Origin of the sequence: Acidovorax sp. FG27 (assembly GCF_040365715.1) — a bacterium.
Classification (GTDB): domain Bacteria; phylum Pseudomonadota; class Gammaproteobacteria; order Burkholderiales; family Burkholderiaceae_C; genus Paracidovorax.
Genome location: NZ_BAABVY010000009.1, coordinates 1,153,173 through 1,172,283 on the forward strand (window position 1 = coordinate 1,153,173; position 19,111 = coordinate 1,172,283).

The following is a 19,111-nucleotide window of genomic DNA, read 5'->3' on the forward strand; positions in this document are numbered from 1 at the left end:
GAAAGCATAGCGCAGCATGATCGACACCGTGGACCACGCCCTGCCGCACGGCATCACCCTGCACTGCCGCGTGAGCGGCGAAGCCGGCCGGCCCGTGCTGATGTTCCTGCACGGCTTTCCCGAGGGGGCCTTCATCTGGGACGGGCTGCTCGCACATTTCTCCCGGCCGGAACACGGCGGCTGGCGCTGCGTGGCGCCCAACCTGCGCGGCTTCGGCCCCTCCAGCAGCCCGGCGGACGCGCAGGCCTACCGCGCCAAGCACCTGGTGCAGGACGTGGTGGCGCTGATCGCCGCCGAGTGCGGCGCCGGCCAGCCGCTGGCCGCGCTCGTCGCGCACGACTGGGGCGGCGCCGTGGCCTGGAACGTGGCCAACCAGCGGCCCGAGCTGCTGCAGCGCCTGCTGATCGTGAATTCGCCCCACCCGGGCGCCTTCGTGCGCGAATTGCAGAACAACCCCGCCCAGCAGGCCGCCAGCGACTACATGCGCTTCCTGTGCCGGCCCGATGCCGAGGCGCTGCTGGCCGAGAACGACTTCGCCCGCATGTTCGGCTTCTTCAACACGCCCGGCGGCGGCGGCGCGCCCGACTGGCTGACCCCGGCCGTGCGCGAGCAGTACCGCCGGCAGTGGCGCCAGGGCCTGACCGGCCCCTGCAACTACTACCGCGCCAGCCCGCTGCGCCCGCCCGGCAGCGACGACCCGGGCGCCGCCGCCGTGCAGCTGCCCCCCGGGATGCTGACCGTGCGCGTGCCGACCCAGGTGCTGTGGGGCCTGAACGATCCGGCCTTGCTGCCCGGCCTGCTGGAGGGCCTGGGCGACTGGGTGCCCGACCTGCGGGTGCAGCCGCTGCCGGCGGCATCGCACTGGGTGGTGCACGAGCAGCCCGAGGCCGTGGCGGCGGCGCTCACCAGCCTGCTGTCACGCCAGCAATCCGCCTCGAATGCTATTGATTCGATAGCTTCAGGCGCTTGATCCATGCGCGCCGGCGCCTGATCTCACTCGTAAACCGAGGACTCGCCCTCGGGCCGGGTCTTGAAGCGCCGGTGCACCCAGTAGTACTGGCCGGGCATGGTGAGGATGGCCGCTTCCAGCTCGCGGTTCATGCGGGCCGTGTCGGCCACCGCGTCGTCGGTCGGAAAATGTTCCCAGGCGGGCGTCAGCTCGGCCACGTAGCCCTCGGGCGTCATGCGGCTGTAGAGCGCCACCACCTTGGCGCGGCCCAGCCGGGCGAAGCGCGAGAGCGACGGAATCGTCGCCACCCGCGGCACGGCGAAGAACGGCACGAAGACCGAGTCGTTCGGGCCGTAATCCATGTCGGGCAGCAGGTACAGCAGCCCGCCCTTGCGCAGGGTGGACAGGATGGGCTTGACGCCATCGGCCCGGTTCAGCATGCGCACGTTGCCGAAGCGCTGGCGCCCGGCCATGAACCAGGCGTCCTGCACCGGGTCGGGGTGGGTGGCGAAGATCGAGGTGAATTCGCGCCGGGTGTTGAGCGGCAGCGCCAGGCCGCCCGCGTCCATGCTGTAGAAGTGCGGGGCGAAGACGATGGTGGGCGCGTCGCCCTCCAGCTCGTGCAGCGCGCCGGTCAGCCGCACGCGGCTGCGCACCAGCGCTTCGGAGCCGGCCCAGAGCCAGCCCCGGTCCAGGAAGGTCTGGCAGAAGACCTCGAACGACTCGCGCGCCAGGGCCCGGCGCTGCGCATCGGGCATGTCCGGAAAGCACAGCGCCAGATTGCGCAACGCCACCCTGCGGCGCCCCGCCGCCAGCACGAACAGCAACCGGCCGAGCCCGGCACCGATGGCCCGCAGCACGGGCAGCGGCAGCCGGCCCAGCGCACCCAGCAGGGCGATAGCAATCCGCGACATCATGCGGCGGCCCCGCCAGGGGCCTTGCCGGCGCCCGGGGCCGGCGGCGGCGCCTCGTTGCGCGGCTGCTTGTAGCGGCCATAGCCCCACAGGTATTGCTGCGGGCACTGGCGGATGGTGTGCTCCATGGCCTGGTTGACCTGCAGCACGGCAGCGTCCAGGTCGGCGGCATCCAGCGGCGCGGGCAGGTCTTCGAAGGTCAGCACATAACCCTGGCCGCGGGGCAGCCGTTCGCAGCGCGCCAGCACCACGGTGGCGCCGGTCTGCTGGGCCAGCCGGGCCGCCAGCGTCATGGTGTAGGCCGGGCGGCCGAAGAACGGCGACCAGATGCCCATGCCCTGCGGGGGCACCTGGTCGGGCAGCAGCCCCACGGCCTCGCCCCGGCGCAGCGCCTTGATCATCTGCTTGACGCCCAGCAGCGTCGTCGGCACGGGCGCCACGCCGGGGCGGTGGCGCGCGGTCTCCAGAATCTCGGCCAGCCAGGGCTGGCGCGCCGGGCGGTAGAGGATGGTGATGGGGCCGTGCGCGCCGCTCCAGCGCTGCGCCGCGGCCTGCACCGAGAGCTCGAAGCAGCCGATGTGCGGCGTCAGGAAGACCAGCCCCTTGCCCGCCGCCCAGGCGCGCTCGACGCAGTCCGCGCCCTCGATCCGGTAAGGCGGCGACTCGGGCCGCAGCCAGAGGCGCGGCATCTCGGCCACCATGCGGCCGGCGTGGCCCACGGCGGCCCGCACGTCGCGCAGCCGGTAGCCGGCCAGCGCCGCGTGTTCGATGAACCGGCGGCGGTAGGTGGGCGAGGCCGCGAACACGACCCAGCCCAGGCCCGCGCCCACCGCGTGCAGAAGCCACAGCGGCCAGGCCGCGAAGAAACGAAACAGGGATGGCATTAAAATGGCGCGGTCGCTGAGTTAAATGAGCAACTTGCAGGGCGACGTAAAACAACACTGCTAAAGCGTTCGCCACAGGCTCCCGGGCTGAGGGCAACGCCCCAAAAGCTGAACACCGGAGTTTATTCAAATGGCGAACGATTTCCTTTTCACGTCCGAGTCCGTTTCCGAAGGCCATCCCGACAAGGTGGCCGACCAGATCTCGGATGCCATCCTCGACGCGATCTTCCAGCAGGACCCCTTGAGCCGCGTTGCGGCCGAGACGCTGACCAACACCGGCCTGGTCGTGCTGGCCGGCGAGGTGACCACCAACGCGCACGTCGACTACATCCAGGTCGCGCGCGACACCATCAAGCGCATCGGCTACGACAACACCGACTACGGCATCGACTACAAGGGCTGCGCGGTGCTGGTGGCCTACGACAAGCAGAGCAACGACATCGCCCAGGGCGTGGACCATGCCAGCGACGACCACCTGAACACCGGCGCCGGCGACCAGGGCCTGATGTTCGGCTACGCCTGCGACGAGACGCCCGAGCTGATGCCCGCGCCCATCTACTACGCGCACCGCCTGGTCGAGCGCCAGGCCCAGTTGCGCAAGGACGGCCGCCTGCCCTTCCTGCGGCCCGACGCCAAGAGCCAGGTGACCATGCGCTACGTGGACGGCAAGCCGCACAGCATCGACACCGTCGTGCTCTCCACCCAGCACCACCCCGACCAGTCGGAAACCGCCAAGACGATGAAGCCCAGCTTCATCGAAGCCGTGATCGAAGAGATCATCAAGCCCGTGCTGCCCAAGGAATGGCTGCAGGACACCAAGTACCTGATCAACCCCACCGGCCGCTTCGTCATCGGCGGCCCGCAAGGCGACTGCGGCCTCACGGGCCGCAAGATCATCGTCGACACCTACGGCGGCGCCTGCCCGCACGGCGGCGGCGCCTTCAGCGGCAAGGACCCGACCAAGGTGGACCGCTCGGCCGCCTACGCCGCCCGCTACGTGGCCAAGAACATCGTGGCCGCGGGCCTGGCACGCCAGTGCCAGATCCAGGTGGCCTACGCCATCGGTGTGGCCCGCCCCATGAACGTGACGGTGTACACCGAAGGCACGGGCGTGATCCCCGACGACCAGATCGCCAAGCTGGTGCAGGAGCACTTCGACCTGCGCCCCAAGGGCATCATCCAGATGCTCGACCTGCTGCGCCCGATCTACGAAAAGACCGCCGCCTACGGCCACTTCGGCCGCGAAGAACCCGAGTTCACCTGGGAAAAGACGGACAAGGCCGCCGCGCTGCGTGCAGCGGCCGGGCTGTAAAGCCCGGCAACCCGCACAGCGGGTTCGGCGGCCTTGCGGCGAGGCTCACATCGCGCAGCGATGTGAAGGCCCAAAGGGCCGCGCCGCAGCCACAAGCCATTCATATCACCGCGCTGCGCGCAGCGGCCGGGCTGTAAGCCCGGCAACCCGCGCAGCGGGTCGGCGGCCCGCCCTTTAACATCGGCCGCCATGACCTCTGCCGCCTTCTGGCGCGATCCTGCGCTGCCGTTCGCCGAAAGCCGCCGGGCCGTTCAAAACCGCGCCTGCTACCGACCCCACACACACACCACACTCTCCATCGGCGCAGTGGACGCAGGCCGCAGCGTCTTCACCTCGCAAGGGCACAGCGTACCGCTGCATCCAGGGACGTTGGTGGTGGTGCCGGCCGGCTGCACCCACGCCTGCAATCCGTCGCCCGGCATGCCGTGGAGCTATCAGATGCTGCATCTGGACGCCGCCTGGGCCGAGGGCGTTCTGAACGCGGCCAGAGCTGCATCGTGGCCGTCCCATGCCTTGGTCGTGAAGGAAGCCCAGGCCTACCAGGCGTTCACGGCGCTCAACCAGTCGATCTTCTCCAGCGCCTGTGCGCAGTCGAAGGAAGCAGCCATCCGGAGTTTCGTGCTGCAAGGCCGCTGGCGAGCCGGAGACGCCGTGCCTCTCGCGCCTGCCGCCGCCGACTCACCGGTCGCGAAGACGCTCGCCTTGCTGCATGCCCAGCCGGAGGACGCGGTCCCCCTGCCGCTGCTGGCAGAAAGGGCCGGCACGTCGCCACGCGCGCTGGTGCGCGCCTTCCGTGCAGTCACAGGGATGACGCCTCACGCCTACCAGCTGGATCTGCGTGTCAACGCAGCGCGAGAGCGGCTTCGCACCGGCGAGGCGCTCGCCTCCGTGGCGCACGCACTGGGTTTTTACGACCAGAGCCATTTTCACCACGTCTTCAAGCAGCACGTGGCGGCGACGCCGGGCGAGTACCGGCGCTGAGCTGAGCGCCTGACGGGTCTGTCCCGCATCCGCCTAGCAGCCGCATCCTGGTCTTTTTTTCCAAGACGGCATCTCCCCCGCTCGCCAGACTGTGGCAACCCGCAGGCACCCCGCCCGCGTGACCGCAGCAAAGGCGAAACGGTGCTTGAACTCTTTTTGATCGTGGCCGGTGTGCATTTCCTGGCGTTGCTGAGCCCCGGGCCCGACTTCTTTCTCATCGTGCGCACGGCACTCCTGCATGGCTGGCGCCGCGCGAGCGGTATCTGTGCGGGCGTGGCGCTAGCCAACGGGCTCTTCATCGCGCTGGCATGGGCAGGGCTGTCCTCGGTGCAGCCGGGCAGGATGCTGTACACGGCGTTGCAGTGGGGCGGCTGCGGTTATCTGGCATGGCTGGGCATGCGGCTGGTGCGCTCACCGGGCACGCCCGTCACGGTGCAGGCGCCGAGAGCGGCGGATGCCCTGGCGCCTGGATGGCCGCAAGCACTGCGCATGGGGCTCATCAACGCCTTGCTCAATCCGAAAAACGCCCTGTCGTACGCCAGTCTCTTCACCTTGCTGGCCTCTTCACCCGGCTATCTGCAGGCGATATGCGGTGTCTGGACGGTATGTGCCGTGCTGGGGTGGGACTTGCTGGTTGCGGCCGCAGCCGGTCACCCGGTGGTGATGCGGCGCTTCGCCCGCCATGTAGGGCGGCTGGAGCGTGCGACCGGCGCCGTGCTGCTGGCGCTCGCCGCCGGCATGGCCATCAACGCGCTGCGCTGAAGAAAAAGCCACGCCCGGGCCGAGCGCCATTGCGGTGCGGATCGACCGGCTCCTACGCTTTTCACCTCGCACGGCCGACGTGGCTGGCGCGGACCGAAATCTATCGTTGCTCCATCGTCAACGCACACCGGTGCCCACCGTCTGCAATTTTCAAGGAGTTCTCCCATGCTCAAGTTCGCCATCATCTTCGCCATCATTTCGCTCGTCGCAGGCGCCCTGGGCTTCACCGGCGTGGCCGCAGGCGCTGCCGGTATCGCCAAGATCCTGTTCATCCTGTTCCTGGTGCTGGCCGTGGTGTTCGTCATCCTGGCGGTGATGGGCGTGGGCGCGGCGCGCAAGGCGCTTCGATAACCCGGGGCGGAGCCGCCAGGGCACTGGCGGCTGCCGCCCTGCCACCACTGGTCCGTCCCCGCTGCCCGGCGCCAGCACTCTCGTGCCGGCCCGGGCAGCGCCGCTTACAGCCCCCGGGGCAACAGCGACAGGTTGCGGCGGAAGCGGGCTTTGAGCTGGTAGAGCTGGGCCGGCCGGTGCGCACCGCCCGAGTGCAAGGCTCCCTCCACGGGCTCCAGCATCGCCATTTCCTCCATCTTGCGGCGAAAGCTGACCTTGTTGAGCGGCTCGCCCAGCACCGCCTCGTAAGCGGCCTGGAGCTGCGGCAGGGTGAAGCGCTCCCCGCACAAGTACACCGGCAGCGACGAGTAGAGGCTCTTGCCGCGCAGGCGCTCCAATGCCGTGCGCACGATCTCCGCATGGTCAAACGGCAGCGCAGGCAGCGCATCCACCGGTAGCCAGCGCATGCCCGGCAGCGCCTCGGAGGCGGACAGCAGCGAGCCGGGGACGAGCGCGTAGTACGCCACGGCCACCGACCAGCCCCTCGGATCGCGCGCCAGCCCGGAAAAGGTCGCCAGCTGTTCGAGATAGGGGCTTTCCACGCCGGCTTTTGCCCGCAGCACGCGAAATGCCGCCGCCTGGGCGTCGGCATCTTCCTCGGGGTGGATGTAGCCGCCCGGCAGTGCCCAGGCACCGGCATAGGGCGCATGGTCACGGCGGAGCAGCAACACCTTAAGCGCACCGGCATCGAGCGCCAGCAGCACCACGTCAACGGTGCAGAGCACGGGGGACGGGCTTTCGGGAACGTCGATGGGGCGGGATGGAGCAGCACGAGCCATGTTCGGTGCAAGAGTGGACGAACAAGCTTAGCACCCTCTGCCTGCGCAGCGTTCCCTCCGATTCGCGCGCCCAGGTCCTGCGACTTTCGTGGCCTCGGCCATGCCCCCTTCAGGCGACTTAGTTGCAATAAATAACTAACACCATTAGACTGCCGTCACACCGTCACGGAGAACCTTCATGCCCCGCTCCCGCATCCAGTTGCTCGCCATCGATCCGCAAAACGACTTCTGCGATCTGCCCGCCGACTGGCATGGCCTCGCGCCGCTCCACGGCCAACCCATCGCCCCGGCGCTGCCGGTGGCCGGTGCCCATGGCGACATGCAGCGGCTCGCGCACTGGCTGGACACGCAGAGCCGCCGCATCGACGCCGTGACGGTGACGCTCGATTCGCACCAGCGCTACGACATCGCCCACCCGGGGTTCTGGCGCACCGGCGCCGGGGGCGACGTGGTGCCCTTCACCCCCATCACCGCGGCCCAGGTGCGGGCGGGTGGCTACGTGCCGCGCGACGCCTCCTCCCTGCCCCGCGTGCTCGCCTACCTGGACGCGCTCGAGGCCCAGGGCCGCTACACGCTCATGGTGTGGCCCGTGCACTGCGAGGTCGGCAGCTGGGGGCACGGCGTGCACGCCAGCCTGCTGGCAGCGCTGGGCACGTGGCAGGCGGCGCAGCAGCGGGCGGTGCGCAACGTGTTCAAGGGACTGAACCCGTGGACCGAGCACTACAGCGCCATCCAGGCCGAGGTACCCGACCCGGCCGACCCCGGCACCGCGCTCAACCTGCCCCTGCTGGACTTTCTTGCCACCGCCGACCTGCTGGTGGTGGCGGGCGAAGCGAGCAGCCACTGCGTGCGCTCCACCGTCGAACACCTGGTGCAGCACCTGCCCGATCGCCAACCCGGCTGGGCACCGGACCGCATGGTGCTGCTGACCAACTGCATGAGCCCGGTGGCGGGCTTCGAGGCACAGCACGAAGCCTTTCTGGGTGCCATGCGCAGCCAGGGCGTTCAGCTTGCGAATTCCAGTCAAATCAAACTCTAGGGAACCTCTGCACGCATCACCGCGCCGTGTGCATCTGCGGATTCGGGCAGTCTGCGACGTTGCCAATCCTCGCGATAGCTACGGCTATCACTGCGGTTGGCGCCTTGCAGCCCCTCCCGATCCGCAGCGCCCTCTTTCCGCTCGATTCGTGCAGAGCTCCCCTAGCGCCTGACCATCCAGCTATCAATACATGAGCAAAACCATGCAGCCCGTCATCACCAGCCTGCTCGACACCGACCTCTACAAGTTCACCATGTGGCAGGCGCTGCTGCACCGCCATCCGCAGACGCAGGCCGAATACCGCTTCGTCTGCCGCAACCGCCCGGCCTATCCGCTGGCCGAGCTGCTGCCCGAGGTGAACGCGGCGCTGGACCAGCTCTGCGCGCTGCGCTTCACGCCCGCCGAGCTCGACTACCTGGGCGGGTTGCGCTTCATCAGGAGCGACTTCGTGGACTTCCTGCGGCTCTTCCAGTTCCAGCGCGGCTTCATCGAGGCGCGGGCGGAGGGCGACGGCCTGGCCATCGTGGCGCGTGGGCCGCAGGTGCATGTGATGGGTTTCGAGATCTTCGTGCTGGCCATCGTCAACGAGCTCTATTTCCGCCGCGCGGACCAGGCGGCTGCGCTGGCGGGCGGCCGGGCGCGGCTCGCCGCGAAGCTGGACCGCTTGCGCCGCCTGGCGGGCGAGGCCGCCTGCCGCCACCCGTTCGAGATGTTCGACTTCGGCCTGCGCCGGCGCTTCAGCGGCCCCTGGCAGCGCGAGGTGGTGCAGACCCTGGCCCGCGAGGTGCCGCAGTGGTTCAAGGGCACCAGCAACGTGCTGCTGGCGCGCGACCTGAACCTGGTGCCCATCGGCACCATGGCGCACGAATACCTGCAGACCTACCAGTCGCTTGGCGTGCGGCTGCGCGACTTCCAGCAGGCCGCGCTGGAGGACTGGGTGCAGGAATACCGGGGCGACCTGGGCATCGCCCTGACCGACACCGTGGGCATGGACGCCTTCCTCGCTGACTTCGACCTCTACTTCGCCAAGCTGTTCGACGGCCTGCGGCACGACTCGGGCGACCCGGTCGCGTGGGGCGAGAAGGCGCTGGCGCACTACGCGCGCCTGCGCATCGATGCGCACACCAAGCGGCTGGTGTTCTCCGACGGGCTGGACGTGGACCGCGCCATCGCGCTCTACCGCCACTTCGGCGACCGCGTGCAGCTGGGCTTCGGCATCGGCACGCAGCTGACCAACGACATGGGCGACAGCCCCGCGCTACGGCCGCTGCACATCGTGATGAAGATCGTGCGGGCCAATGGCCAGCCGGTGGCGAAGCTCTCCGACAGCCCGGGCAAGACGCTCTGCGACGATGAAACCTTCCTCGCCTACCTGCGGCAGGTGTTCAACGTCAGCCCGCCGGCACCACCGGGCTCAACGGCCTTGAAGACCACGCCGGCCGCCTGAACGCCCTTTCCTCTTCCTCTTCCAGCACAAGGACGCGCACCATGCTCCGCATCACCATCGCCCAGCTCAACCTCACCGTCGGCGACATCGAGGGCAACGTCCTGCGCATGGCCGAGGCGGCCCGGCAGGCCGCCGCCGAGCGCTCGGACATCGTCGTCTTCTCCGAGCTGGCGCTGTGCGGCTACTACCCCGGCGACATGCTGGACGAAGCCGTCTTCCTCGACCGCATCGAGGCGGGCCTGGCCGCGCTGCGCGAAGCATCGGCCACCCTGCCGCAGCTGCACTGGGTGGTGGGCGCACCCACCCGCACGCAAAGCCCGGGCAAGCGCCTGCACAACGCCCTGCTGGTGCTGCGCGCCGGCGAGGTGCGGCTGCACTACGCCAAGCAGCTGCTGCCCACCTACAACATCTTCGACGAGCGCCGCCACTTCGAGCCCGGCCCCGACGTGGCCAAGGTGCTGCGCATCGGCGGCGCGCAGGTCGGCTTCATGGTGTGCGAGGACGGCTGGAACGACGCCCAGGCCGACTACGCGCACAACCCTTTCCTGCGCATGGCCGACGCCGCGCCGGACGTGGTCATCAGCATCAACGCCAGCCCCAGCCACATCGGCAAGCGCGAGCAGCGCCACCAGGTCTTCGGCGGCGCGGCCCGCCGGCATGGCCTGCCCATCGTCTACGTCAACCAGGTGGGTGGGCACGACCAGATCGTCTACGACGGCGCCTCGTTCGCGGCCGAGCCCGAAGGCGGCGTGGTGTTCGAGGCCGGGCGCTTCGCGGAAGAAGTGCGCACCCTGCAGCTGTCGGCCGACGGCCGCTTCGCCCTGGGCGACGGCAGCGCGCCGCAGGCGGTGCCGCTGGAGGGGCTGCCGACGATGGAGTTCTACCGCCAGCAGATCGTGCTGGGCCTGGCCGACTACGCCCGGCGCTGCGGCTTCCGGCAGGCGGTGGTGGGCAGCTCCGGCGGCATCGACAGCGCGCTGACCCTGGCGCTGGCCGCCCAGGCGCTGGGGCCCGAAAACGTGGTGGGCATCACCATGCCCTCGCGCTTTTCCAGCAGCGGCTCGGTCGATGATTCGGTGCAGCTGTGCCGCAACCTGGGCGTGCAGCTGCACACCCACCCCATCGCCCACCTGGTGGCCGGCTACGCCGCGCAGTTCGAATCATCCTTCGGCCAGCCGCTGGCCGGCCTGCCGCTCGAGAACCTGCAGGCGCGCATCCGCGGCACCACGCTGATGGAGTATTCCAACGCCTTCGGCCCCCTGCTGCTGACCACCGGCAACAAGTCGGAGATCTCGGTGGGCTACTGCACGCTCTACGGCGACACCAACGGCGGGCTGGGCCTGATCGGCGATCTGTACAAGACCGAGGTGTTCGCGCTCTCGCGCCATGTGAACGAGCAGGCCGGCCGCGAGTTGATCCCGCAGGCCATCATCGACAAGGAGCCCTCGGCCGAGCTGGCGCCGGGGCAGCGCGACGTGGACAGCCTGCCGCCCTACCCGGTGCTGGACGAGATCCTGAAGCTGCTGATCGAGGGCGAGGGCCTGTCGCACGCAGAGTACGCATCGGCCCATGCCTTCGCCCGGCAGCTGCAGCAGGGCGACGCCGCCGGCCTGGCGCTGCTGCAGCGCGTGCGGCTGATGGTGGCGCGCAGCGAATACAAGCGCCGCCAGGCCCCGCCCATCCTGCGCGTGCGCGCCAAGGCCTTCGGCAACGGGCGGCAGATGCCGATCGCGGCGGTGTACCGCTAAACGCCACATCACGGCCCCGGCGCCGCCCCGGCGCGGCCCGGCTGTCACATTTAGGTCAAAATGCCCTCCAGCGCTTGTCGCACAAGCGCCAGCTGCTCACTTTTTGATATCACCGCACGCAGGCCGCAGGCCCGCGTCCTCCTCGCATGCATGACACCGCCATCCTCATCGGCCGCTTCGAGCCGGTCCACAACGGCCATCTGGCGCTGCTGCGGCATGCGCTCGCCAACGCCCGCCAGGCCATCGTGATCATGGGCTCGGCCTGGCAGGCCCGGTCGCCCAAGAACCCCTTCACCTGGGGCGAGCGCGAGGGCATGCTGCGCGCCGCGCTGCCCGAATCCGACCGGGCGCGCCTCACCGTGCTGCCGGTGCGCGACTACTACAACGAGGCGCGCTGGGTGGCCGCCGTGCGCGACGCGGTGCAGCCGCATTGCGCCGCCGGTGCGCGCATCGGCCTGGTCGGGCATTTCAAGGACGCGACCAGCAGCTACCTGCGCGCCTTTCCGGGCTGGGAGCTGTTGTCCGTGGAGCGGCAAGGCAGCATCGACGCCACCGCCATCCGGGACGCCTACTTCGGCGCCGGGCCGCAGGGCGTGGGCGCCGCGCTGGCACCGCTGGCCGGCCAGATGCCCGCCAGCACCCTGTCGTTCCTGCACGCCTTCGCGGCCGAGGCGCCCTACGCCGCGCTGCAGGAAGAGTGGCGCATGCTGCGCGGCTACCGCGAGTCCTGGTCGGCGGCCCCCTACCCGCCGGTGTTCGTGACGGTGGACGCGGTGCTGCGCTGCCAGGACCACGTGCTGCTGATCCGCCGCGGCCAGGCGCCGGGCCGGGGCCAGCTGGCGGTGCCGGGCGGCTTCATCGAGCAGCGCGAGACCGTCTGGCAGTCCTGCCTGCGCGAATTGCTGGAGGAAACGCACGTGCAATTGCCCGAAGCCCGCATGCGTTCCGCGCTGCGCGCGGTGACCGTGTTCGACCACCCCGACCGCAGCCAGCGGGGCCGCACCATCACCCACGCGCACTACTTCGACCTGGAGGGTGACGCCTTCCCGCCCGTGCAGGCCGACGACGACGCGGCCGAGGTGCAGTGGGTGCCGGTGGACCGCATCGGCGCGCTGGAAGAAGCCTTCTTCGAGGACCACTTCCACATGCTGGACCACTTCCTGGACATCACGCCACGCGTGGGCAGCTAAGCGCCCGCGCCACGCCACGCATGGGCGGCTGAAGCGCCCGCGCCACGCCGCCCCGTGCCGGGCGGCGCCTTCGCGTTCAGCGCAAGGCCGGCAGCGCCCCGCCGGGCAGCGCACCGACCGCCCTCACCGCATCGTCGGCAATGCGGAACTGGTCCACCGTCTGCGCCAGTGCCTGGGCCTGGTGCGCGAGCGACTGGGCCGCCGCCAGGGCTTGCTCCACCAGCGCGGCGTTCTGCTGCGTGCCCTGGTCCATCTGCGAGACGGCCTGGTTCACCTGCGCGATGCCGGCGCTCTGCTCGGCGCTGGCGGCGGTGATCTCGCCCACCATGCTGGTGACGCGGCCCACGCCTTCGACGATCTCGCGCATCGTCTGGCCGGCCTGCTGCACCAGGCCCGTGCCCAGGCTGACCTTGGCGACGGAATCGTCGATCAGGCCCTTGATCTCCTTGGCGGCCTCGGCCGAGCGCTGCGCCAGGCTGCGCACTTCCGACGCCACCACGGCGAAGCCCCGGCCCTGCTCGCCGGCGCGGGCGGCTTCCACCGCGGCGTTCAGCGCCAGGATGTTGGTCTGGAAGGCGATGCCGTCGATCACGCTGATGATGTCCACGATCTTGCGCGACGACTGGTCGATGGAGCACATGGTGTCCACCACCTGCTCGACCACCGAGCCGCCCCGCGCGGCCACGCCGGAAGCGGCCTGCGCCAGTTCGTTGGCGCGGCGTGCGTTCTCGGCGTTCTGGTGCACGGTGGAAGTGAGCTCCTCCATCGACGCGGCGGTCTGCTCCAGCGCGCTGGCCTGCGATTCGGTGCGCGACGACAGGTCGCCGTTGCCCGAGGCGATCTCGGCAGAGGCCGTCGTGATGGAGCCGGTGCTGTCGCGCACCTGCCGCACCAAGTGCGCCAGGTTGCCCTGCATCACGCGGATGGCGTGAAGGATGCTCGTCTCATCTCCCGGTCGCGTCTGCACGTCGACCGCCAGGTTGCCGGTGGAAATCTGGTTCACCACATCGGCCGCGTACTGCGGCTCGCCGCCCAGCTGGCGCATCAGCGTGCGCTGCATGTTCCAGGCGAGCCAGCCCACGGCCAGCATCAGCACGCCGCCGATGGACAGCAGGATGGCGGTGTTGCGCCAGAACGCGGCCTCGATGTCGTCGATGTAGTCGCCGAAGCCGATGATCCAGTCGAAGGGCTCGAACTTGATGATGGCGTACATCTTCTCGACCGGCTCCTTCGCGCCCGGGCGCGTGCCCGGCGCCACCACCATGGCCACCGTCTTGCCCTGCAGCGCGGCGCGGTAGCGCTCGCCCGCGGCGCGGCCCACCTTCTCGTCCACGATGCCCACCCGCTTGGGGTTGGGGTGCACGTAGTTCACGTCGTCGGTATAGCCTCGCACGAAGAAATAAAGGTCGCCCTTATGGAAGCTGGCGATGGCCTGCTTGGCCTGCCTGAGCGACTCCTCGCGCGAAATCTTGCCGGCCTTCTCCAGGTCGTAGGCCTTCTGGGCCGCCTCGTTGGCCAGCACCACCAGCGTGGACAGCTGCGCGATCCGGTCCTTCATCATCGACTGGTACAGCGTCGTCAGCGCCACTGCCGACAGCACCAGCAAACCCAGCAGCGTCGTGCCGCACAGAAGCACGATGCGTATTCTCAACTTCATCTCGATCTCTCCACGAACTGTCACAAAAATGTCATCGGTCAATATAACAACTTGAAACAATCAGGTCCGTGGCGATTCGGCCAAGTCCGTGGGATGGAATCGAAGCAGGGTGCGGGCGGCCTGCAACGGGGAGACTTCAGGCTCAATGGAAGCGGGTGGGTCGGCGCGGGTGCGGGGTGGCCTACGCATCGCCGCCGTTCGGGCCGCGCTCACCTAGTGTCTGAGCCGCCGTGGTGGGTCAAAATGCAGCCCAGCGCTTGATCCATCAGCGCATGCAGCTATCAAAAAAGTAGCACCATGCCCGGCACCAACGAAAAGACCCGGCCAGGGCCGGGTCCGTTCGGTGCAGCCGGCGCGCCAGCAATGGCTGCGCGCCGGGGGCGGCGTTCAGCGCGAGAGCGCGTCCTGCGTGGCCGCGTCCAGGCGGCCCGTCACCGCGATGCCCTTGTCCTTCTGGAATTCGCGCAAGGCCTTGGTCGTGCGCGGGCCGGCCGCGCCGTCCGGCGTGCCCACGTTGTAGCCCAGCGCGGAGAGGCGCTCCTGTGCCTGCCGCATGGACATCGAGGCGCCCGCCTTGGTCTGCGAGGGCGCAGCTCCCCCGTCCACGCCCAGGCGCCCGCCGCCGCCCAGGCCCTGGCCCTGCACGCTCTGCGCCTTGTAGTTGCGCAGCGCCACGACCATCTGGTTGTATGCGTCCATGAAGGCGGCCGTCAGCACCTTGCCCTGCGCGGTGTTCTGGTAGCCGCCCAGCGAGCCGCCGGCCGATCCGCCAAAGAGGCTGCCGAAGCCCGCGAAGTCGCTCTTGGACGCACTGCCCTCGGAGGCGGAGACCTGCACGCCCGAGCGGTTGTCCACCAGGGTCAGCATGGCGCTCGCCTCGCGCGTCTTCATGCTGCCGCCGATGGCGGCGATGGCGGCGCCGCGCCCGCCGCCCAGCAGGCCCCCCAGGGCGCCGCCGATGCCGCCCGCGTCGGAATTGGAGAAGATGATCTCGGGCGAGAGGCCATAGTCGGAGGCGACCATCTGGCCCTGGCCGAAGTTGCTGCCCCCGCGCATCTCGCCGGAGCCCATCAGCTGGCGCTCGCGGTCCATGGCGCGCATGCCGGAGGCGCTGCGCTCGACGACGACGAAGCAGTTGGACTGCTGGATCAGCAGGCGCAGCAGGTTGGCGGTGGGCGGCAGCTTGTATTCGTTGCGCAGGATGGTGTACCAGCCCGCGTCCTGGTTCTCCACGAGGGAGACGGTGCCGAGAGGCGCGGCGCACTTTTGCAGCTCGCTGCTCTCGCCGGAGGCGCTGGCGCCGCCGGCAGCGCCGGTGGCGACGGTCTTGGCGTCGGGGCTGCCCATGCGCATGTTGGTGGTCTCGCAGCCGGCCAGCAGCAGGGCGGCGGCGCAGGCCGTGGCCAGCAGGGGTAGGCGCTTGCGGCTTGAGGCGGGCCAGGTGACGGACGGAGGGGACAGGAAAGGTTGCTTCATGGGATCAGGGCGGCAGTGAGAACAAAGCGCAGAAAGGTAGCGGGTGGCTGGCACCCACAGAACCCTACTGCAGGGGGGTTGGTGTAACGGAGGTCGTGCGGGCCCGGACCCGCCCTGCGACCCGGTTGAAGGGGTGCGTCACTGCCCCTGTCGGCGCCGTGCCAGACGGCCCCAGCCCAGCAGGGCGATCGCACCCGCCATGGCCGCCAGCCAGGACGTCGCGAGCGTCGGCACGGCCGTGGCGCGGATGTCCGGCGGCGCGGCAGCGACCTGGAAGACCAGCGTGTCGCCCGATGGCAGCGTGTAGGTCTGGCGGGTGCCAGGGGTCAGGCCCAGCTGCGATACCGTGCGGTTGGTGAATGTCGAGCTGTTGTTGATCGGCGCATTGGACACATAGCCCGCCGGGAGATAGATGAAGGTTCCGGCGCCATAGACCGCAGCGCCCGAGGCGGCATCTGCATTCACGAACGGTCCGGAACTGAATCCGGTAATGGGCGGATTGAGCGCATTGGAGGCATAGGTAGCGGTGTCGCCCAGCCCCACGCAGAACCCGGTCTGGTAAATGCGGCCGAAGCCATCGCAGGTTCCGACACCGGGTTGAAGATTGAGTCCTGTGGTGTCGATGGCGCCAGACCCCGTCATGACCACGTTGGCGCCGTTCTGGGCGATATTGACGGTGTAGACGGCGTGGGCCGGAGACAGCATGGCCGCGAGCGATGCCGCAACCAGAAACTTGAAGGTATTCATGCGATAAAGAGATGGTTGGGCCGGATTACACCCAGGCGTGGTCTTCGATCAGTTTGTCCAGATGGCTTTCGGCGCGTTTGGCGCATGGATGTCCTCCACGGTGCCGTACCAGCGCACGATCGCTCCATCCGCGCGTCGGCAAGGCGCCGCGTAGCAGCGGGTCCAGCGGTACTCCTGGAATCTGACGTACCACACCGGCACGTCCACGTCGTGGATGTCGCCCGTTCTCAGGCTGTGCGCCCACGCTGCATAGGCTTTTTCCCGGTAATCCGGATGCAGCACCTGGGCCCATCCGGCATCCTGCAATTCATGCAGCGACCTGCCGACGGCTTCCTGGTATTTGGGGCTGATATACAGAAAATGCCCGTTCGGCTCTACCACCCAACTGCATTGGGGACTCAGCTCCACGGTGTTGCGATAGTGCTCTTCGCTGGTGCGCAAATCGCGCTCGACCGATTTTCTTTCCGTGATGTCCACCATGGCCAGGGATACGCCCATGATTTCCTTCACTTCGTCTTTCACTGCGCGGCAGGACACCATGTAGCACCGGCCCTGCAACCATATTTCCCGTTGCGGAATCACGTCTCCACCCAACGACGCGGCGGTCCTGGTCGATGAAGGCTATTGCAACGAGCGAACTGTCGTAGATCGATTGCAGTTGCGCGAGACGCTGGTTCGGGGATCGATCCAGTGGGCGGCCTGAATGAATCGCTTGGACTACGCGGCGCGACGAGATGGCCGCGGCAGCCTGGATGGCCGTGAGCCCGGCGCCGTAATGAAAGCCTTGCCCCAGACAGCACCCGAGTTCTCGTAGAAGCGCCAGCTGAGCCGGAGTCTGCACGCCCTCTGCCACCACGGACAGGCCGAGACTCTGGCCCAGCCCGATCACCGCCGCGACGATCTTGCGGCTTTCGCGGCGCTGCAGCATCGACTGAACGAAGCTCATGTCGATCTTCAGGCTGTCGAATGGGAGCTCCTGCAGCCGGGAAAGACTGGAGTGCCCGGTACCGAAATCATCCAGCGCGAGCTTCACTCCGTGCTGCTTGAGGAGCTCCAACGTCGTGCGGGCATGCGGCAGCCAGACCGGCTCCAGGGCCTGTTCCGTGATTTCTATGCACAGACGCGACGGCGTGAACCCGGTGGCTCGGGCCGTGTCCAGCACCATCCGGGCCAGCCCACCATCCTGCAGAAGCTCGGGTGCGATGTTCACGCTGAGCGTCACCGCGCTGCACCACGATGCGGCCTCCCGGCAAGCCCGCTCCAGCAACTGCCCGGTGAGCTTTTGCAGCAGTCCGGCGTTTTGCGCCAGGGGAATGAAGACCGCCGGGCTGATGCTGCCCTGCTCGGCATCGTCCCAGCGCGCGAGCACTTCGAAGCCGGCGACCGCGCCGCTTTCGATGCGGACGATGGGCTGGAACACGGGATACACCTGGCAGCGCTCAATGGCGCTGCGAAGCCGCAGTGCTGACGAAGACGACATGGTGGGTTGATGGCCTGAGGAGAGGAACGGGAACGGGTGCGTTGCCGGGAGCGGCCAAGAGAAGCGACCAGGACGATGGACAGCAAGCGGGCCGATGGGCGAGGCCCACGACCGGGGCGCTCGCCCATGCCGCAATTTTCGTCAACCAATTGCAAACTTGAGCCAAACTTAGGAAATGATCGGCCAGGCCGAGAATTTCTCAATCAACGCGATACGACCCGCCATGCACATCGATTCCAAGCAGTCAGCTGCCTTTCTGGCGGTGGCCGAAGCGGGTAGCTTCGAGCAGGCGGCCGTGGCGCTGCATCTCACGCCTTCGGCCGTGTCACTGCGAGTGCGGGCCCTGGAGACGCAGCTGGGCCAGGCACTGCTGGTACGCGGTCGGCCCTGCCGCGCCACGCGCTCGGGCAGGCAGCTGATGCAACATCTCCAGCGCGCACGCGCCATGGAGCGCGAACTGCTGGCGGACATGGCGGGAGACGGCAACGGCGAGCAACGGGCCTTCTCCGCCTTTTCCCTGGCGGTGAACGCCGACTCGCTCGCCACCTGGCTGCTGCCTTCGCTCGTGCCCGCGCTGCAGCGGGAACGCATCGCGCTGGAACTGCTGGCCGACGACCAGGAACACACGCATGCACTGCTGGAGGCCGGGCTGGTGCATGCCTGCATCGCCAGCCAGGCGCAGGCCATGCGAGGCTGCGTGGCGGAGCCACTCGGCGCCATGCGCTACCGCCTGGTGTGTTCTCCTGGCTTCGCGTCGGAGTGGTTTCCTCGTGGCATCTCGCGCGCGTCGGCGCGGCAGGCGCCCGTGGTCGTGTTCAACCGCAAGGATGCCCTGCAGGCGCAGGTGCTGAGAGAGGCCTTCGGATTGCAAGCCAGTTCATGCCCCTGCCATTTCGTTCCAGCTTCCGAGCCGCTGCTCGCGGCGGTTCGCTGCGGACTGGGCTACGGCATGGTGCCTGAGCTGCAGATCCAGGGAGCCGTCGAACGCGGCGAGTTGGTGGATCTCCTGCCCAGCGCGGCAATCGACGTGGCGCTGTATTGGCACAGCTGGCGCCAGCAGCCGCCTCGGCTGGAGCGTCTGGCGCGAAGCGCGATGCAGGCGGCCCGACGGGTGCTTCAGCCGGTGCCTGGAACGGTGCCTTGAGCGCTATGCAAGGGAATTGCCCCTCCGACGGCAGTGGCCGCTGTCGTAATGGCACCGAGGTGGCCTTGCCGCATGCAGCCGCTCCGGCACACCTTTCGATGCATCTTGTCAGCCGAGGCGCCTCTTGAAAACCAGTCGAATGCCCGTATGATTAGCACTCGACACCGGAGAGTGCTAATTCCATCGCGGAAGTGCAGTCGCCGGTCGATTTC

Annotated in this window: 18 protein-coding genes; 10 read left to right on the plus strand and 8 right to left on the minus strand. The window is 68.7% G+C overall.

The window, feature by feature from the left end; all coding sequences use genetic code 11:
* The first annotated feature begins 16 nt into the window (after nucleotides 1-16).
* Nucleotides 17-970, plus strand: a complete 954-nt coding sequence (locus ABWV53_RS12225) for an alpha/beta fold hydrolase (RefSeq protein ID WP_353366203.1) — start codon at nucleotides 17-19, stop codon at nucleotides 968-970.
* Nucleotides 971-993: 23 nt separating this feature from the next.
* Here ABWV53_RS12225 and ABWV53_RS12230 read toward each other — a convergent pair whose 3' ends face one another.
* The gene (locus ABWV53_RS12230; protein WP_353366205.1) at nucleotides 994-1,866 is read right to left on the minus strand and encodes a lysophospholipid acyltransferase family protein; all 873 of its coding nucleotides are present in this window, start codon (nucleotides 1,864-1,866) and stop codon (nucleotides 994-996) included.
* On the minus strand, nucleotides 1,863-2,747 hold the full coding sequence (locus tag ABWV53_RS12235) for a lysophospholipid acyltransferase family protein (RefSeq protein ID WP_353366207.1): 885 nt from the start codon (nucleotides 2,745-2,747) through the stop codon (nucleotides 1,863-1,865). The genes ABWV53_RS12230 and ABWV53_RS12235 overlap by 4 nt, the downstream gene beginning before the upstream one ends.
* A 130-nt stretch (nucleotides 2,748-2,877) precedes the next feature.
* On the opposite strand from ABWV53_RS12235, the gene metK reads away from it, so the two are divergent.
* From metK to ABWV53_RS12255, 4 genes are all read left to right on the plus strand, one after another.
* Nucleotides 2,878-4,059: a methionine adenosyltransferase gene (gene metK / locus ABWV53_RS12240; protein WP_353366209.1), complete on the plus strand. Its 1,182-nt coding sequence runs from the start codon at nucleotides 2,878-2,880 to the stop codon at nucleotides 4,057-4,059.
* 189 nt (nucleotides 4,060-4,248) lie between these two features.
* Nucleotides 4,249-5,040, plus strand: a complete 792-nt coding sequence (locus ABWV53_RS12245) for an AraC family transcriptional regulator (protein WP_353366211.1) — start codon at nucleotides 4,249-4,251, stop codon at nucleotides 5,038-5,040.
* A 141-nt stretch (nucleotides 5,041-5,181) separates the two neighbouring features.
* The gene (locus ABWV53_RS12250) at nucleotides 5,182-5,802 is read left to right on the plus strand and encodes a LysE family translocator (protein ID WP_353366213.1); all 621 of its coding nucleotides are present in this window, start codon (nucleotides 5,182-5,184) and stop codon (nucleotides 5,800-5,802) included.
* 165 nt (nucleotides 5,803-5,967) lie between these two features.
* On the plus strand, nucleotides 5,968-6,153 hold the full coding sequence (locus ABWV53_RS12255; RefSeq protein WP_056668781.1) for a DUF1328 domain-containing protein: 186 nt from the start codon (nucleotides 5,968-5,970) through the stop codon (nucleotides 6,151-6,153).
* Between the two features lie 104 nt (nucleotides 6,154-6,257).
* Here ABWV53_RS12255 and ABWV53_RS12260 read toward each other — a convergent pair whose 3' ends face one another.
* Complete coding sequence (locus ABWV53_RS12260) at nucleotides 6,258-6,971, minus strand: NUDIX hydrolase (RefSeq protein ID WP_353366216.1); 714 nt, start codon at nucleotides 6,969-6,971, stop codon at nucleotides 6,258-6,260.
* A gap of 178 nt (nucleotides 6,972-7,149) precedes the next feature.
* Between ABWV53_RS12260 and ABWV53_RS12265 the strand changes: the two genes are divergently transcribed.
* The 4 genes from ABWV53_RS12265 (at nucleotide 7,150) to ABWV53_RS12280 (ending at nucleotide 12,395) form a co-directional block, all read left to right on the plus strand.
* A complete protein-coding gene (locus ABWV53_RS12265; protein WP_353366218.1) occupies nucleotides 7,150-8,010 on the plus strand; it encodes a cysteine hydrolase family protein in 861 nt (286 codons plus the stop codon).
* 202 nt (nucleotides 8,011-8,212) lie between these two features.
* Nucleotides 8,213-9,457 (plus strand): nicotinate phosphoribosyltransferase, encoded by a 1,245-nt coding sequence (pncB, locus tag ABWV53_RS12270; RefSeq protein WP_353366220.1) that lies wholly within the window; start codon nucleotides 8,213-8,215, stop codon nucleotides 9,455-9,457.
* A 41-nt stretch (nucleotides 9,458-9,498) separates the two neighbouring features.
* Complete coding sequence (locus ABWV53_RS12275; protein WP_353366222.1) at nucleotides 9,499-11,205, plus strand: NAD+ synthase; 1,707 nt, start codon at nucleotides 9,499-9,501, stop codon at nucleotides 11,203-11,205.
* A 146-nt stretch (nucleotides 11,206-11,351) separates the two neighbouring features.
* A complete protein-coding gene (locus ABWV53_RS12280; protein ID WP_353366224.1) occupies nucleotides 11,352-12,395 on the plus strand; it encodes a bifunctional nicotinamide-nucleotide adenylyltransferase/Nudix hydroxylase in 1,044 nt (347 codons plus the stop codon).
* A 76-nt stretch (nucleotides 12,396-12,471) separates the two neighbouring features.
* Here the strand turns inward: ABWV53_RS12280 and ABWV53_RS12285 are convergent, their stop codons facing one another.
* From ABWV53_RS12285 to ABWV53_RS12305, 5 genes are all read right to left on the minus strand, one after another.
* A complete protein-coding gene (locus ABWV53_RS12285) occupies nucleotides 12,472-14,052 on the minus strand; it encodes a methyl-accepting chemotaxis protein (protein WP_353366226.1) in 1,581 nt (526 codons plus the stop codon).
* Nucleotides 14,053-14,439: 387 nt separating this feature from the next.
* Nucleotides 14,440-15,528: a peptidoglycan-binding protein gene (locus tag ABWV53_RS12290; protein WP_353366228.1), complete on the minus strand. Its 1,089-nt coding sequence runs from the start codon at nucleotides 15,526-15,528 to the stop codon at nucleotides 14,440-14,442.
* 138 nt (nucleotides 15,529-15,666) lie between these two features.
* The gene (locus ABWV53_RS12295) at nucleotides 15,667-16,275 is read right to left on the minus strand and encodes a hypothetical protein (RefSeq protein ID WP_353366230.1); all 609 of its coding nucleotides are present in this window, start codon (nucleotides 16,273-16,275) and stop codon (nucleotides 15,667-15,669) included.
* A 48-nt stretch (nucleotides 16,276-16,323) separates the two neighbouring features.
* Nucleotides 16,324-16,683 carry a PAS domain-containing protein gene (locus ABWV53_RS12300; RefSeq protein WP_353366232.1) on the minus strand — a complete coding sequence of 120 codons (360 nt, stop codon included), beginning with the start codon at nucleotides 16,681-16,683 and terminating at the stop codon, nucleotides 16,324-16,326.
* Nucleotides 16,583-17,755, minus strand: a complete 1,173-nt coding sequence (locus tag ABWV53_RS12305) for an EAL domain-containing protein (protein WP_353366234.1) — start codon at nucleotides 17,753-17,755, stop codon at nucleotides 16,583-16,585. The genes ABWV53_RS12300 and ABWV53_RS12305 overlap by 101 nt, the downstream gene beginning before the upstream one ends.
* Before the next feature lie 223 nt (nucleotides 17,756-17,978).
* Here ABWV53_RS12305 and ABWV53_RS12310 point away from each other — a divergent pair, with 223 nt between their 5' ends.
* Complete coding sequence (locus ABWV53_RS12310; protein WP_502903892.1) at nucleotides 17,979-18,899, plus strand: LysR family transcriptional regulator ArgP; 921 nt, start codon at nucleotides 17,979-17,981, stop codon at nucleotides 18,897-18,899.
* The last annotated feature ends 212 nt before the right edge of the window (nucleotides 18,900-19,111 follow it).